This window comes from Bacillus sp. 0909A, assembly GCF_036765115.1.
Classification (GTDB): Bacteria; Bacillota; Bacilli; order Bacillales; family Bacillaceae; genus Bacillus; species Bacillus mojavensis.
Genome location: NZ_JBAIZU010000003.1, coordinates 883187 through 896516 on the forward strand (window position 1 = coordinate 883187; position 13330 = coordinate 896516).

Below are 13330 nucleotides of genomic sequence, written 5' to 3' on the forward strand. Positions count from 1 at the left end.
TTCATATTTCGATGATAGTTGAAATGTTAAACCTTTACAATATGAATAAATAATGATTAGGAGGCATAATCGTTGAACAGTGAAAAACAAGACACTCTTCATTTTAAAGAAATCAAACCAAACATTATGTACTATGGCACGTCAACATTCCTTCTTTCCACTTTGAATGAAGATGGAACCACCAATATCAGTCCGATGTCTTCCTCATGGGCGCTTGGAAACTATATTGTTCTAGGAGTAGGCTTAGGAGGAAAAGCGATTGAAAATTTAAGTAGTCACAAAGAATGTGTCATTAACTTGCCCAACCCGGATTTATGGAAAAACGTTGAAAGAATTTCATCTTTTAGCGGAAAAAAGAATATCCCGCCTTTGAAGAAACAGCTCGGGTTTACGTACAAAAAAGAGAAATACGAAGCGGCAGGGTTAACACCTTTACCATCATTGTCAGTAGCACCCACACGAATTAAAGAATGCCCTATCCAAATAGAAGCAGAAGTGAAACATTTACGGATACCAGATTACGCACCATCATTTGCGATTGTTGAAACACAAGCTTTACATTTCCATGCCGAGGAAAAGATTATATTAAACGACAACCACATTGACCCTTCAAAATGGAGCCCGCTTATTTATAATTTCAGACATTACTTTGGTTTAGGAAAAGAAATAGGAAAGACCTTTCGTTCGGAAACATGACTCAAAATAAAGCTTTTAATGGGAAATTGCGTATTATACCCCTTCTATGCTTCAATGGAAATCGTTAGTAACAGCTTAAAATAAAAAACGGAGAAATTGAAAATGAGAACTGTAAATACGAGATTTAAACGTTTATTGAGATTAAGAGATTTTGAATTCTTTCAAGTTGAATTAAACAATGATGAGAGATGTGCTTTTTTATTATACGTTGATGAAAGATTGCCAGATTCTGAAGAAGGTAACAATATTAATGTTTATTTGATTTCTCACTTTGAGCTACCTGATTCATCATATCAAGATGTGCTTAGTTTTAATGATGATCTATTGGGTATGAACCATAATTGTTCATATGTAATGGACACTTTAACTGTTACAGAGGAATTTGATTTCGATTTCCCATTTGATATGCTAGCTATTCGTGAATATGTTCAAGAGTTATTGTCCACTTTAAAAATTTACAAAAAACTTCATGAATGTAAAGAAACGGATTTCAATTATTTATCTCAAGAATAGTAAGGAAACGTTAGATGTAATATAAACATTTAAGGTTTTGATTTGTCTTTTACTAATAGTTGTTTGTCTGGGATAGTTTTAAATTTTCTCAGTGTTGTAATTTCGATCTTATCTATCACTCTATCGAATAATTTGATAATGTAATCAAAACAGCAGATTCCTGAAGAAGTCTGCTGTTTTTGTTATGTTAAATTTCTCAGTAGCGGTTACGTGTCATAACGTGTCATTGGTGATATGTCTGTTAGAGTAAGCACCTGTCTCAACTTCACTCCAATATTTTTTATAAGAAACAATGAAATGGCTAGTTCTCCATGTTTTATCATTACTGATACAGACTCCGGCTTGCTGAAGCTTTTCTATGATCTGACCTGGCTTTTTATCTTTTCCATTTCTTAATCAGCAGAACTCGCGGTTTGTTTCAAAATCCTTCACATAAATGATCTCAACTTTTTGACTGCTTTCTTCATATTCCCCTTAAAATTCAATAATCACTTTCCCTTTTGGTCGTCCATTTGCGACTAGTTTTAGCGCTTCGTTTACGTTTTCTATGGTAAATCGTGTTGGATGAATTGCTGGGACAATGTTGTTTTCTTCAATGATTTTGGTAATCTCTTTAAGTTGTGCGCCGTCAGAACGAACGAAAATAAAATGGTATTCCACGTTTTGTTTCTTGGCTTTGCGATCATACTTTGCACCAGCAAGGGAAAATAGAATTTGTTTCCACGATGAGAAATTTCGGTCTTTTCCGAAACGTTTATTTGGTCCTGTACGGAGAGAGAGCAATCTTCCGCCCGGTTTGATAATACTCAATTCACTGTCAAATTCTTTAGGTCCAAGTGTATCCATTACGTAATCCACATTCGACAACAAGTCAACATAGTTTTCTATTGTATAATCCAAATATTGGTCTGCACCCATTTCCAAAGTGCGTTCACGCGCTTCTGAACTGCCACTTACAATGACATTTAGGCCCATTGCCTTTGCGATTGGTACAGCCATTTGGCCAAAGCTGCCTGATCCACCTGGAATGAAAACAGATTTACCTGACTGTGCCTCAAGTTCTTCATGCAGACCTTGATACGCTGTGAGTCCAGCCAGTGGTGCAGCAGCGGCTTCCACGTAAGACAAATTTTTTGCCATGGGTGCAATTGCAGCAGCGTCAATTGCGGCATATTCCGCAAAAGCACCAATTTTTTTGAGCGGGAGACGTGTATAGATGGCATCTCCTACGTGAAATTCTTTCACGTTTTTTCCGACTTTTTCGATAACTCCTGTCAATTCATTACCAAGCGTTAATGGGAATTCATAATCTTGAATCAGTTTCACGCTGCCTGTAATAATTAACATTTCCAGTGGATTGACCGCCGCAGCTTTGACCTTTACCAAGACTTCATTTTCACCGATTTCTGGAATTGGAATGTCATTGACTTTGGCATGAATATTTTTTGAATACTTGGTGATCTGAGCTGCTTTCATGAGTGTTTTCATTTTTTATCAGCATCCTCTATCATGTTACATATATTGGGTTTTTACCTTTTTGTATAATCATTTAGGCGGAGGGGAATCTTATTCCTATTTTTACCCGCCACCTAAACCATAAAGAGTTCACTACATTTCCTATTTAGTCATTAACATTAGTCATTTTTAGAACGATCATTCTTAAATGATTAAATTTTTTAGAACCGCTTCTGTAAATAAATGTTTCTAATCCTCCAGGTGGCAGTGATATAGAGTATCGTTATAGGTTAAATATTACATCTCTAGAATCGGATAGATTTGATCTCTTAATTTAAATTCATAGTTTTCGTCTACAATACCTACTGCTTGATTACGATCATAAAGCTCCATCATAAAACTCGCCACTTGCTCAACTGTGTGGTACATCGGGATATTTTTTTTGTAATCAAATTCTTTCGTATCAGATGCATTTTTCATGAATTCTGTTTCCGTGATTGCTGGTGCTAAAACTTTCACCTTCATTTTTGCACCTTTGCGTTCCAGTTCTTTTGCAAGCCCTTCTGTAAATGCACTAACAAAGTATTTAGATGCAGAATACGTAATACTGCCAACAGCAATTGCATACCCGAGTGCTGATGATACGTTAATTAACTGGGTTCCTTCTACATCAGAATAATCACGTGCAAATAGTGTTGAAAGTATCGTTAAGGATTCTACGTTGACACGCAACATGGTTTCCACTTTATCTAAATTCTGATCTGTGACAGAAGAGGATTCACCAAGCCCGGCATTATTAATCCAAGTCTCAATTTGATATTCCTTTAAATTGTCATACAGTGTATATGCCTGATCTGTGACAGATAAGTCACTTGTACGAATAATAACATCCAAATCAGGATTAATATTGTGAATTGTTGATTTAAGCTCTTCTAATTTATCTAATCTTCTAGCTACAATAATTAAGTTTTTGCCGCGAGCAGCAAACGCTAATGCTGTCTCATATCCTATGCCTGAGCTTGCTCCTGTAATAACTGTGTACTTCATATGATTCTCTCCTCAAAAACATATTTTTTTATTAATTCTCCATATCACAAAATATATCTCAGTCTAGCGTTGACAAAGTCAAATCGATAATGGCTTCAAATTTTTCCTTATCATTTGTCGTTTTTGCTAATACTCGTACCCCTACGAGTGAATTATGAATGAATTGAGAAAGCCCTTTGATGTTATAGTGTTTAGGAATTTCTCCTTTTTCTTGACCATGTTTTAGCAGATCAAATAATAAGGCTTCCGTATTTATAAAAATCTCTTTAATTTTCTTAGCTACTTCTTCATCTAGCAAGGATAATTCAACTGCTGTATTAACAGCTAAACATCCTTTTGGCAGATTTTCTTCTGGATCAATAACCATTTCAAATATTTTTCTTATAGTCTGCTTAACTGTTAAATCAGCTTTCACCTCATTCTTCATTCTCATTTCCATTACTTCTACAAAGTGACTTAAAGCTCTCATAAATAAAGTATGTTTGTCACCAAAAGTATCATAGATACTTCTGCGGTGAACCCCCATATGGTCCACCAAATCTTGCATGGATGTTTTTTCATAACCCTGTTCCCAGAAAAGCTCCATCGCTTTTATTAATGCTAATTTTTCATCAAATTCTTTATTTCTAGCCATGTAATCCCACCTTATAACGTATCATCTATTAACACTGATAAAGTACTGAGAATCATTGATGCACTAGGGCACCATAACTTTATATCATTCATCTCTCCCTATTCTTTAATAATTAAAGAACGATCATTCTCATTTGAGAAGAAAAACAGTTAGACCTAACATGTTTTAAGTATATCAAATTTAAGAACGATCGGTAAAGAATTTAGAATTCATCCTGTGTTTTATATATTTTTTAAGACCAAGGGCAAAAACTTTAAAATGGGCTAGGTGTACTATTACCTGAATTTTAACGAATATCACTTCTTCTTATTTCTACTCAAATCAGTTATGTAACCTCCATGCACTTGGTGCCATGTCTATTAGAATAACCATTTCTTCATTCAGATGACGGAATGAAAAAAGAGTAGACCTTTCAGTCCACTCTTAAATAAATTTTATTTCTCTCGTTCTATATATTCTTCTTTTGTTGTTTATTGCCCATAAAATTTAACCTTTAATACTTTGCCATTAGTTGTATTCCCTTTAAAAAAAGAGGAGTTACATCCTTACATGTTATTAGAGCGAGCCTATATTGCTACATACTGATTCGGTGTTTTTGTTCATTCTCTATCTCGGGCTGTATCTCCTTTGTTAGTTGATGACCCTCTATATCTACATTCGGAATAATTTTGTCTAACCACTTTGGTAAATACCAAGCTGCATTCCCCATCAACTTCATAATACTTGGAATGAGTGTCATTCTTACAATAAATGCGTCAAATAATACACCAAAGGAAAGAGCTAAGCCATTTGCTTTGATAGAAGCTTCACCAGCAAAGATAAACCCTGCAAAGACGAATATCATGATTAGTCCGGCTGCGGTGACAACAGGTCCACTGTGTTTTAATCCAGCTTGAATCGCTTGTACTGGATTCTTTGTTTTTACATATTCTTCACGCATTCTGCTTACAAGGAATACTTGATAATCCATCGCTAAGCCAAAAAGAATACCAATCGTTAAAATTGGCAAAAACGCGAGTATCGGCCCTTTTTCAGGTATATTGAACAAGTCAATTAAGTTTCCATCCTGTAACACAAATACACAAATCCCAAGAGTTGCTGTCATTGTTAATATGAAACCTGCTACAGCAACAAGAGGTACTAGCAGCGAACGGAATACGATTGTCAGCAATATAAACGCAAAACCAACAATGAGTACAGCAAATACTGGTATTGCATCATTAAGGCGATCTGAAATATCTATATTCACTGCCGTGGATCCAGTTACGAGCAAATCTACCCCGTTTTGATCTGCTAAGCTGCGCACATCTTGTACCAAATCCTTAGTAGCTTTATCGTTTGGACCTGTTGTAGGAACAACCGTAATAATAGCAAAATTGCCTTTTGCATTAGGCATTGCAGGAGTAACACTTGCTACATGGTCTAAATCCTTAATTTCTTTTACTGCATCTGCGAATGCTTCAGTCTTATTTTCTGTACCACTTGTGGCATCCGCCACTATCGTTAATTTGCCATTAAATCCTTCTCCAAACCCTTCGGCAAGCAAGTCATAAGCTTGGCGCTCGGGATTATCCTTAGCTTTCATTCCTGCATCAGGTAAACCTAGCTCCAAATGCATAGATGGGATACTAATGACTAGCAAAATGAGAATACTAAATACACTTAAAAGAATAGGGTTCTTTGTGACAAAGCGTCCCCAGAAATTTGTTTCAGCGCTTTGTATTTCTTTTTTCTTGTTTGCTTTCGGAATCATGCGTTTCCCTGCTATTGATAAGACGGCAGGCACTAATGTAATTGACGCTAAAACAGCCATGAACACACTGAGCCCTGCTGTTAGCCCCATTGCAGACATAAAAGGAATATTAACGACAGTCAATCCGCAAAGTGCGACAATAACTGTAAGTCCGGCAAAAACGACAGCACTCCCAGCTGTTCCCGTAGCTCTCGCAATTGATTCATTTTTTTGTATACCTTCTCCTAAAAACTGGCGGTGTTTCGAAAAAATAAACAAAGCATAATCAATACCAACTGCAAGGCCAATCATTCCGGCTAATGAAAGACTGACGGAGGCAATATCAAACACTTGTGTTCCAATCAAAGTCAGCCCAATGCTTACACCTAAACCTATAAGTGCTGTTAAAATCGGTAAGCCCGCTATTAATAATGAGCCAAATGTAATAGCTAGAACAACAAAAGCCAAGACAATACCGACTATCTCTGATACACCGCCTATCTCCATCTCGGCTCCTGGTATATCTCCACTTAACTCCGTTTGTAATCCTTCATCATCAGCAATGGACAAACTATCTTTCACATGTTTTATAGAGTAATCTTTTATATCATCTGCTGATGATTTGTATTTGATATCAGCATAAGCCACTGTCCCATCTTTTGCGATCGTTCCTGCATGAAAAGGGCTTGCAATCGAATCAATGGAATCGTCTTTATTCATTTCCTTTAATGTATTCTCTATTGCTTTTTTTGCTGATTTTGCAGTAAGTTTCTCCCCATCGTTAGCACCGAATATGACCCGTATGCTCCCTTTATCAGGACCATGAGGAAATTCTTTATTGATCACCTTCATTGCTTTTTCCGAAGGCGTGTCAGGTATTGACATATCCTCAGAAAAACTAGGTTTTAATATGCCGGCTGCCCCTATCGTTGCAATCAACACAACGATCCACGCACATAGTACTTTAACGCGGTGGCGAGCGACCCACCCGCCTAATTTATATAACATTCTTGACATCATAATCTCCTTTCAACACATTGCTTGATAACATTCCCCCTAATTGTAGTTCATAAGGAAATGAAAAAAACGTACATGCGGGCATGTACGTTTGGGCAACTTTTAAATAACTGTGTTATAAATCTAAAGTTAAAATACCTCTCTGCATGGCAATTGTAACTGCTTCCGTTCTAGAATCCGCTCCCAATTTATTATAAATGGACGTTAGTCTTGACTTCACAGTTCTCTCTGAGATTCCTAAATCAAAGGCTATCGCTTTGCTTTTGAGACCTTTTGCAATCGCCTTTAGAACAACTATTTCCTTTTCCGTTAACTGAGTATCGCTGCTTGGTTTCTTCATTCTTTCAAATTGAATTTCTTGAAAACGTTTAAGAATATCAGGCTGCAGCAGCACTTCTCCTCTTACTGCTGCATCCATTGTATGAAATAGGGTTTCTGAGCTCGTATCCTTCAACAGATATCCTTTCGCCCCTAATTCAATTCCCTCAATCATCAAGTGATCTTCATTATAAGTAGTCAAAATAATAATGGGTATGTTGTGTTTTTCTTTTATCTGTTTAATCGCTTCTAACCCACTCATTTTTGGCATGTATAAATCCATAAGAATGATATCTGGCTTTAATTCATCTGTAAGATGGACCGCCCTTTTTCCATTTTCCGCCTCTCCGATTATTGTGTAATTATCATTCGTCTCAATTAACAGCTTGAGACCTTCTCTCACAACCAGATGATCATCAACGATTAAAACCTTATTCATCTTCAATCTCTCCCTGATTTGACAAGATTATCTCGATTTGTGTGCCTATTGTTTTTGTACTCTTTATATCGAATTGGCCTTTCATTGCTCTGACGCGTTCTTGTATACCAAGAAGTCCATAATGACCTCTCTTTTTCCTGCCTCTTTCAACATCAAATCCTTTTCCATTGTCTCTGACGGTTAAATGGATGTTTCCTTTCTCATCCCAAACTGATACCCATATGGATTCTGCTTCAGCATGTTTTGCTGCATTTGTAAGACATTCTCCTATGATGTAATAACAATTTTCAGCAGTACGAACATCAGGCAATTGAGTTAATCTGTAGTCTAAAAAACAAGACAGACCTGTTGCATCTTTAAAATGATCCATTTGTAAGGTAATTCTTTCTTTTAAAGAACCGATTTCTTCTGATTTGCTGCGAAGATTGTCAATAGCTGAACGTGCATCAGCTAATGTGCTTTTCACTCTATTCATAGATTGTTGAATGATTTCTTTTGCCCTATCTGTGTTACCTTTCGATATATGAACATTAATAGCATCCAACTGCATATTTAAACTAACCAATCCTTGTGCAAGGGTGTCATGTAAATCCCGAGCCATACGCTGCCTTTCGTTTTGCAACGTCAGCTGTTCTACTTGTTGATGAGCAAGCTCCAGCCTTTCAAGAGTCAGCTGCGCTTTTATTTTTTCATCAACTTGCGCAAAAAATGTTGCAGCATAAGTGATAATGACAACCATGATAGGTACAGCGATAACAAGAAAATGCAAAAACTCGCCTTTGTGAATCTGATATATCGCATTGGCTGATATCAGAAGTAATAGATATACAATGAGGAACGCTCTTCTTCTATCTGCCATTCCTATAATCTGCCCAATCAAAAATGCATAAAGGCCAATGATGACCAGTATTAAGAAGCCCGTCAAGACATTAGCAAGTGCATAAGTAATCAAACCTTGCAGTACAAAATATAGAATGACCTTATTCTTAACCCATCGATATGAGTGCCAATGCAGCAGAGTAAAAATAGCAATTAATATTGTAAACACATGAAGCAATAAAATAGACCAGCTCCCAGAAACAAACTGCAGCACGATAGAGGCTATATAGATCATGAGAATAAAAGCTAAGCCTGGTACTCTGAGAGCAAGCATATTTAATGCCCGCCTATCTCGTGAAAAGTAGTTTTTATCAAAAGGTTTTCTTCGAAACATATTGCATCACTTCCTTTCCTTTGACAGTATAATCACAAAGGATTCACAATAAAAAATAGGGACAATCCGGTCATATTTGTCATCTTATCATAAGAGCCGTCAGGCAATTCATTTATCACCCAGCAAGGCAAGAAGGAAAACCCAACAAGATGCGGACTTATCTAGTATGAACGATGAACAAAAGTAGAATTGCCTCAACGTACATAAGGATATGCCCTTATGTACGTTTTCTATATTCAATTTAAAAGTTAAAATATATGAATCAGAGCTGAAAAAACATTTGAAAAACGGTCCAAAATCCTCAAAGAAGTAAAGCAGAAGGGCTCTACAAAATGACCCATTAAAGAATAAAGAAACCCTATAGGGAAAAGAGGAACAAGGTATGTATTGGTTTTTTGGTGTTTTATTGTACCTTCTCATCGGTACTTGTATATTCATAGGAGTCATCAAAGACACTCAATCAGGTTCTTGGTTACTACTTGCATTAGCAGCTCCACTCATCATCTTTGGCTATCCTTACTTTTGTTCAAAGCAGCTTCTTTCCAAAAAATAAAGATATAGATTGTGATTACAGAGTTATTGAAAACGATGAAAAGGGTTGAACATAATGTTAAAATAACATTTCAAACTCAAACACATTTACCTTCAAGAGTGCCATTTTCGTTAGAATAACCAAACAAGTAATTTTGCAGTCCGCACTTTATGAAATAATGATTGATTGGTTCCCTTGGTGAAGAAAGAAAGCATTTGAAAAAGCAAAACGTGAAAACAAGCTGGTTCTGGTCAGCATCAGCTATTCGACTTGTCATTGGTGCCATGTCTATTAAAGTAACCAAATAGACAAGCCAAGGATCGTAGACTACAAATCCCGTGATTTTTTCAAAAGTGACATTAGAGAGAAGAAATTAACCGTAAGTAGATGGAGGGATAATTGAAGTATGTTAACAAGAGAAGATATCTTTAAACACGTCAAAGAAACATACGGTACATCGCCTGATTACCCGTGGAAGAAATACCCAAACTATGCTTCTTTGAGACATACATCAAACAAAAAATGGTACGGTCTTATCATGAATGTTCTCCCAGAAAAATTAGGCTTGGAAGGACATGGCGAAATAGATATTCTGAATTTAAAATGCCCCCCTGACATAAGTGATGGCTTAAGAAATGGGGAAAATATCTTACCCGGATATCATATGGATAAGGAACATTGGATTTCAATTGTTTTAGAACGGACAGATCCAGAAAGCGAAATCTATAACTTAATCGAACAGAGCTTTCATTTAACCAAGTGAAGATAAAGAGTGTTCCTGCTAATCGAGCTGCAAAGAGTAGTGGGCACTTTCATTTTAGGATATTGTTCTTCACTCTGTCCACAAACGCAACTTAATCCATCTGGTGTGTGAATGGAAGAAGAATTTCTACCAACTTCTTATGTAAAAGGATGAATAGTTATGACAAATAACTTAAACCAGAGAAGAATAATTTTAGATTTAGCAGTTACTCTAGATGGTTTTATTGAAGGGAAAAATGGAGAAGTTGATTGGTGTATTATGGACCCTGATATGGGGTTTACTGATTTCTTAAATCAAATTGATACTATTTTATATGGTAGAAAAAGCTACGATTTATGGGGACAGTATATCCCCAAAAAAGAAGACCCTGATACGGAAAAGGAAATTTGGAAATTGGTTCATAGTAAAAAGAAATATGTTTTTTCCAGAACACAACATGAGATTGATAATCAAGCAATATTTATAAATGATAATATTCTTGAAGAAGTAAATAAATTAAAGAAAAAGCCTGGTAAAGACATCTGGCTATATGGTGGAGCGAGTCTCATTACAACTTTTATAAATTTGGGGCTTGTTGATGAATTTAGATTATCTATTCACCCTGTTGTTTTGGGAGAAGGAAAACCGTTGTTTATTGATTTAAAACAGAGGATAAATTTAAAAATGCTGAATACAAGAACATTTTCCTCTGGCGTTGTGCAAATCGTTTATCATTGGAATGGCTAAAAACCTTTCAGTCCAAAGTATATATTGTTAGGTAACACTCGACAGTAATTTTTCTTATTGAACTAAAGGGCCGTCCATAAATAATGGGTTCCCCTTAATACTATGGAATTATCAACATCAAATTTAACAGAGCTAAAAATATCCATTCTCCTGTAATAAAAGAAAAGAAAACTGAAAAGGACGGTGTCTTCCTTCATTAACATAATTAAAAAACCCCGTTGACTGGTACCCTTGGGGAGAAGAAGCCTTCGAAAAAGCAAAACGCGAAAACAAGCCGGTTCTGGTCAGCATCGGTTATGCGACTTGCCATTGGTGTCAAGTTCGTATAGCTACACATAACCTGCTAGTGTTTCCACATGCAGCCAACTTACTTTGCTACATTCATCGTTAAATGAGAAAAGAGATTATTGTTTCTATAGTTTTATTAAAATTTAAGGAGCTTTCGAAGTATTGAAGATTATATTTTTGGCATTCCTCTTTTATTCGAATACTATCTGTTTTTATCCTTTCTAATTCTGATTTGATCTGAAGGTGATCTAGATTTCTCAGTCCGTCATTTTCGGTCATACTGGAGTGAAATTTCATCTCTTCCACACTATTTTCTATATCTATTTCTGCTATTCCTATAAAACAGGTTTTAACATTCCCTGAATAGCGTTGCTCAAACTTTGATATGTAACTAGGTATTAACTGTACACCTTCTATTATGTAATCTACTTTGTTCTCAACCATAGCTGTCATCAAAGGATTAATTATTTTCCAAAGCCGTTGTCCATTATTGAAATCACCATTAGTCGGGTTAATTCCCATTTCTGGTACCCCATTCGCGGCCCCCATCATTAAATAGTCTAATGAGAAATAAGGAATTCCTGACTCTGCTAACATTCTTTTTGCTGTAGTTGTCTTCCCACTCCTTGAAGAACCACCAATAAGATATAGCATACTTCATCTCTCCTAAATGAAAATAATTTCAAAAAGCGATCTCTGAAATAACCTGTATTTGGTGCCATGTCTGTTAAAATAGCCAGTATTGATCCTTTAATGACTCCATACTATCTATATTTTTACAAACAATTTAATCTTTCAAATTGAATTATTATCTGTCTCTCCTACTTATTTTTAATATCATGATACACTCTCTCAAAAGTCTCGATTGGCAACGAAAACTTAGTTGTTTTCTCGTTACGATAATTGATCACTATATCAATTTGATTACCTTTTTGCTCAAACTCAATAAGTGCATTCTCCCATTTATCTCTGATTGATATTATACGATTTCCATTTTTCTTTTCCTTATAGATGTATTCCATTTTAACATTCCTTTCATAATCAATAACAAAACTTTATGTTTTATTAGAAGTCTACGTTATCAATTGACAAAAGGTTTCGAAATAATAAAGTCCCTCAAGAAAATATGTAAATTATGACTTTCGTTTGGTGCCACTACATATTTTTTAGACAGAAAACTAATCATAATTTTTGATACATCTTTTCTATACACTCTACCAATATGCGTATTACAATCTTAGTTGTTACCTTTCTTAAGTATTATCATTCGTTAAAATATAGAGGGGAGGGAGTGACCGTAATGAATTTGACTTGCAAATCCAAAAAATTGGATGATTATCTATGTGAACTAGCTGAGATTGATTATTCTAATCCTATTATTCGAGCAAAATCAAATGAACTTTTCAATCCTTTGCAGACAGAAATAGAAAAAGTAAAAATAGCTTATGAATTTGTTCGAGATGAAATTTCCCATACTTGGGATGTTCAATCAAAACGAGTTACTTGTAATGCTTCAGAAGTATTAACCTTTAAAGAGGGAATTTGCTATGCAAAGTCGAACCTATTAGCTGCCCTATTGCGCTCACAAGGAATACCAGCAGGCTTTTGTTATCAGCGTTTAATGTTGTTTAATACGCCAGATAAAGGATATTGTATTCACGCATTAAATGCTGTATTTTTTCATTCTCTTAATAAATGGATTCGATTAGATTCTCGCGGCAATAAAGTAGGTATTGACGCTCAATTTTCACTTGATAAAGAGAGATTAGCTTTCCCTATTCGACAAGAATTTGATGAAATCGACTATCCTTTGATTTATGTAAGACCACATCCAAAAACAATTGCAGTTTTAAAAGAACATAAAAATGCAATCGAGATGTATAAACATCATTTACCCGAAAGGATATAATTGTTTATAAGAATTCCTCTTATATACTTAATGAAGCCTCTCACAAAA

At 35.6% G+C, this 13330-nt stretch carries 14 protein-coding genes and 2 pseudogenes; 8 read left to right on the forward strand and 8 right to left on the reverse strand.

The genetic code is table 11. The annotated features are described in order from the left end of the window. Positions 1-72: 72 nt before the first annotated feature. Both V6D42_RS14655 and V6D42_RS14660 read left to right on the forward strand, forming a co-directional pair. Entirely contained in the window at positions 73-696 is a 624-nt protein-coding gene (locus V6D42_RS14655; RefSeq protein WP_333513692.1) for a flavin reductase family protein, read from the forward strand. 102 nt (positions 697-798) lie between these two features. Next, positions 799-1209 carry a hypothetical protein gene (locus V6D42_RS14660; protein ID WP_333513693.1) on the forward strand — a complete coding sequence of 137 codons (411 nt, stop codon included), beginning with the start codon at positions 799-801 and terminating at the stop codon, positions 1207-1209. A gap of 474 nt (positions 1210-1683) precedes the next feature. On the opposite strand, the gene V6D42_RS14665 is transcribed toward V6D42_RS14660, so the two are convergent. From V6D42_RS14665 to V6D42_RS14690, 6 genes are all read right to left on the reverse strand, one after another. Further along, complete coding sequence (locus V6D42_RS14665; RefSeq protein ID WP_333513694.1) at positions 1684-2697, reverse strand: NADP-dependent oxidoreductase; 1014 nt, start codon at positions 2695-2697, stop codon at positions 1684-1686. A gap of 264 nt (positions 2698-2961) precedes the next feature. Continuing rightward, positions 2962-3711: an SDR family NAD(P)-dependent oxidoreductase gene (locus tag V6D42_RS14670; RefSeq protein WP_333513695.1), complete on the reverse strand. Its 750-nt coding sequence runs from the start codon at positions 3709-3711 to the stop codon at positions 2962-2964. 58 nt (positions 3712-3769) lie between these two features. Next, the gene (locus V6D42_RS14675; protein WP_024123547.1) at positions 3770-4345 is read right to left on the reverse strand and encodes a TetR/AcrR family transcriptional regulator; all 576 of its coding nucleotides are present in this window, start codon (positions 4343-4345) and stop codon (positions 3770-3772) included. A gap of 574 nt (positions 4346-4919) precedes the next feature. Beyond that, positions 4920-7094: an MMPL family transporter gene (locus V6D42_RS14680; protein ID WP_333513696.1), complete on the reverse strand. Its 2175-nt coding sequence runs from the start codon at positions 7092-7094 to the stop codon at positions 4920-4922. 115 nt (positions 7095-7209) lie between these two features. Beyond that, positions 7210-7851, reverse strand: a complete 642-nt coding sequence (locus tag V6D42_RS14685) for a response regulator transcription factor (protein WP_333513697.1) — start codon at positions 7849-7851, stop codon at positions 7210-7212. Continuing rightward, on the reverse strand, positions 7844-9064 hold the full coding sequence (locus V6D42_RS14690; RefSeq protein ID WP_333513698.1) for a sensor histidine kinase: 1221 nt from the start codon (positions 9062-9064) through the stop codon (positions 7844-7846). Before V6D42_RS14690 ends, V6D42_RS14685 begins: the two co-directional genes overlap by 8 nt. Positions 9065-9446: 382 nt before the next feature. Here V6D42_RS14690 and V6D42_RS14695 point away from each other — a divergent pair, with 382 nt between their 5' ends. The 5 genes and pseudogenes from V6D42_RS14695 to V6D42_RS14715 all read left to right on the forward strand — a co-directional run. Continuing rightward, positions 9447-9617 carry a hypothetical protein gene (locus V6D42_RS14695; RefSeq protein WP_333513699.1) on the forward strand — a complete coding sequence of 57 codons (171 nt, stop codon included), beginning with the start codon at positions 9447-9449 and terminating at the stop codon, positions 9615-9617. A 160-nt stretch (positions 9618-9777) separates the two neighbouring features. Continuing rightward, a pseudogene (locus tag V6D42_RS14700) lies at positions 9778-9885 on the forward strand (DUF255 domain-containing protein); the annotation flags it as partial. 117 nt (positions 9886-10002) lie between these two features. Continuing rightward, a complete protein-coding gene (locus tag V6D42_RS14705; RefSeq protein ID WP_333513700.1) occupies positions 10003-10359 on the forward strand; it encodes an MmcQ/YjbR family DNA-binding protein in 357 nt (118 codons plus the stop codon). Between the two features lie 159 nt (positions 10360-10518). Then, positions 10519-11085 carry a dihydrofolate reductase family protein gene (locus V6D42_RS14710; protein WP_333513701.1) on the forward strand — a complete coding sequence of 189 codons (567 nt, stop codon included), beginning with the start codon at positions 10519-10521 and terminating at the stop codon, positions 11083-11085. Between the two features lie 211 nt (positions 11086-11296). Next, positions 11297-11407 (forward strand): annotated as a pseudogene (locus tag V6D42_RS14715) (DUF255 domain-containing protein); the annotation flags it as partial. Between the two features lie 65 nt (positions 11408-11472). On the opposite strand, the gene V6D42_RS14720 reads toward V6D42_RS14715, so the two are convergent. Next, positions 11473-12027, reverse strand: a complete 555-nt coding sequence (locus V6D42_RS14720) for an adenylate kinase (RefSeq protein WP_333513702.1) — start codon at positions 12025-12027, stop codon at positions 11473-11475. Positions 12028-12194: 167 nt separating this feature from the next. Next, the gene (locus V6D42_RS14725; protein ID WP_326222447.1) at positions 12195-12395 is read right to left on the reverse strand and encodes a hypothetical protein; all 201 of its coding nucleotides are present in this window, start codon (positions 12393-12395) and stop codon (positions 12195-12197) included. 278 nt (positions 12396-12673) lie between these two features. Here V6D42_RS14725 and V6D42_RS14730 point away from each other — a divergent pair, with 278 nt between their 5' ends. After that, complete coding sequence (locus V6D42_RS14730; RefSeq protein ID WP_333513703.1) at positions 12674-13282, forward strand: transglutaminase-like domain-containing protein; 609 nt, start codon at positions 12674-12676, stop codon at positions 13280-13282. Positions 13283-13330: the final 48 nt, after the last annotated feature.

What these genes read in the sequence shown, in the direction of transcription:
- V6D42_RS14660 (WP_333513693.1), top strand. Translation starts at nt 799, where the DNA reads ATGAGAACTGTAAATACGAGATTTAAACGTTTATTGAGATTAAGAGAT.
- V6D42_RS14665 (WP_333513694.1), bottom strand. Translation starts at nt 2,697, where the DNA reads ATGAAAACACTCATGAAAGCAGCTCAGATCACCAAGTATTCAAAAAAT.
- V6D42_RS14670 (WP_333513695.1), bottom strand. Translation starts at nt 3,711, where the DNA reads ATGAAGTACACAGTTATTACAGGAGCAAGCTCAGGCATAGGATATGAG.
- V6D42_RS14675 (WP_024123547.1), bottom strand. Translation starts at nt 4,345, where the DNA reads ATGGCTAGAAATAAAGAATTTGATGAAAAATTAGCATTAATAAAAGCG.
- V6D42_RS14680 (WP_333513696.1), bottom strand. Translation starts at nt 7,094, where the DNA reads ATGTCAAGAATGTTATATAAATTAGGCGGGTGGGTCGCTCGCCACCGC.
- V6D42_RS14685 (WP_333513697.1), bottom strand. Translation starts at nt 7,851, where the DNA reads ATGAATAAGGTTTTAATCGTTGATGATCATCTGGTTGTGAGAGAAGGT.
- V6D42_RS14690 (WP_333513698.1), bottom strand. Translation starts at nt 9,064, where the DNA reads ATGTTTCGAAGAAAACCTTTTGATAAAAACTACTTTTCACGAGATAGG.
- V6D42_RS14695 (WP_333513699.1), top strand. Translation starts at nt 9,447, where the DNA reads ATGTATTGGTTTTTTGGTGTTTTATTGTACCTTCTCATCGGTACTTGT.
- V6D42_RS14705 (WP_333513700.1), top strand. Translation starts at nt 10,003, where the DNA reads ATGTTAACAAGAGAAGATATCTTTAAACACGTCAAAGAAACATACGGT.
- V6D42_RS14710 (WP_333513701.1), top strand. Translation starts at nt 10,519, where the DNA reads ATGACAAATAACTTAAACCAGAGAAGAATAATTTTAGATTTAGCAGTT.
- V6D42_RS14720 (WP_333513702.1), bottom strand. Translation starts at nt 12,027, where the DNA reads ATGCTATATCTTATTGGTGGTTCTTCAAGGAGTGGGAAGACAACTACA.
- V6D42_RS14725 (WP_326222447.1), bottom strand. Translation starts at nt 12,395, where the DNA reads ATGGAATACATCTATAAGGAAAAGAAAAATGGAAATCGTATAATATCA.
- V6D42_RS14730 (WP_333513703.1), top strand. Translation starts at nt 12,674, where the DNA reads ATGAATTTGACTTGCAAATCCAAAAAATTGGATGATTATCTATGTGAA.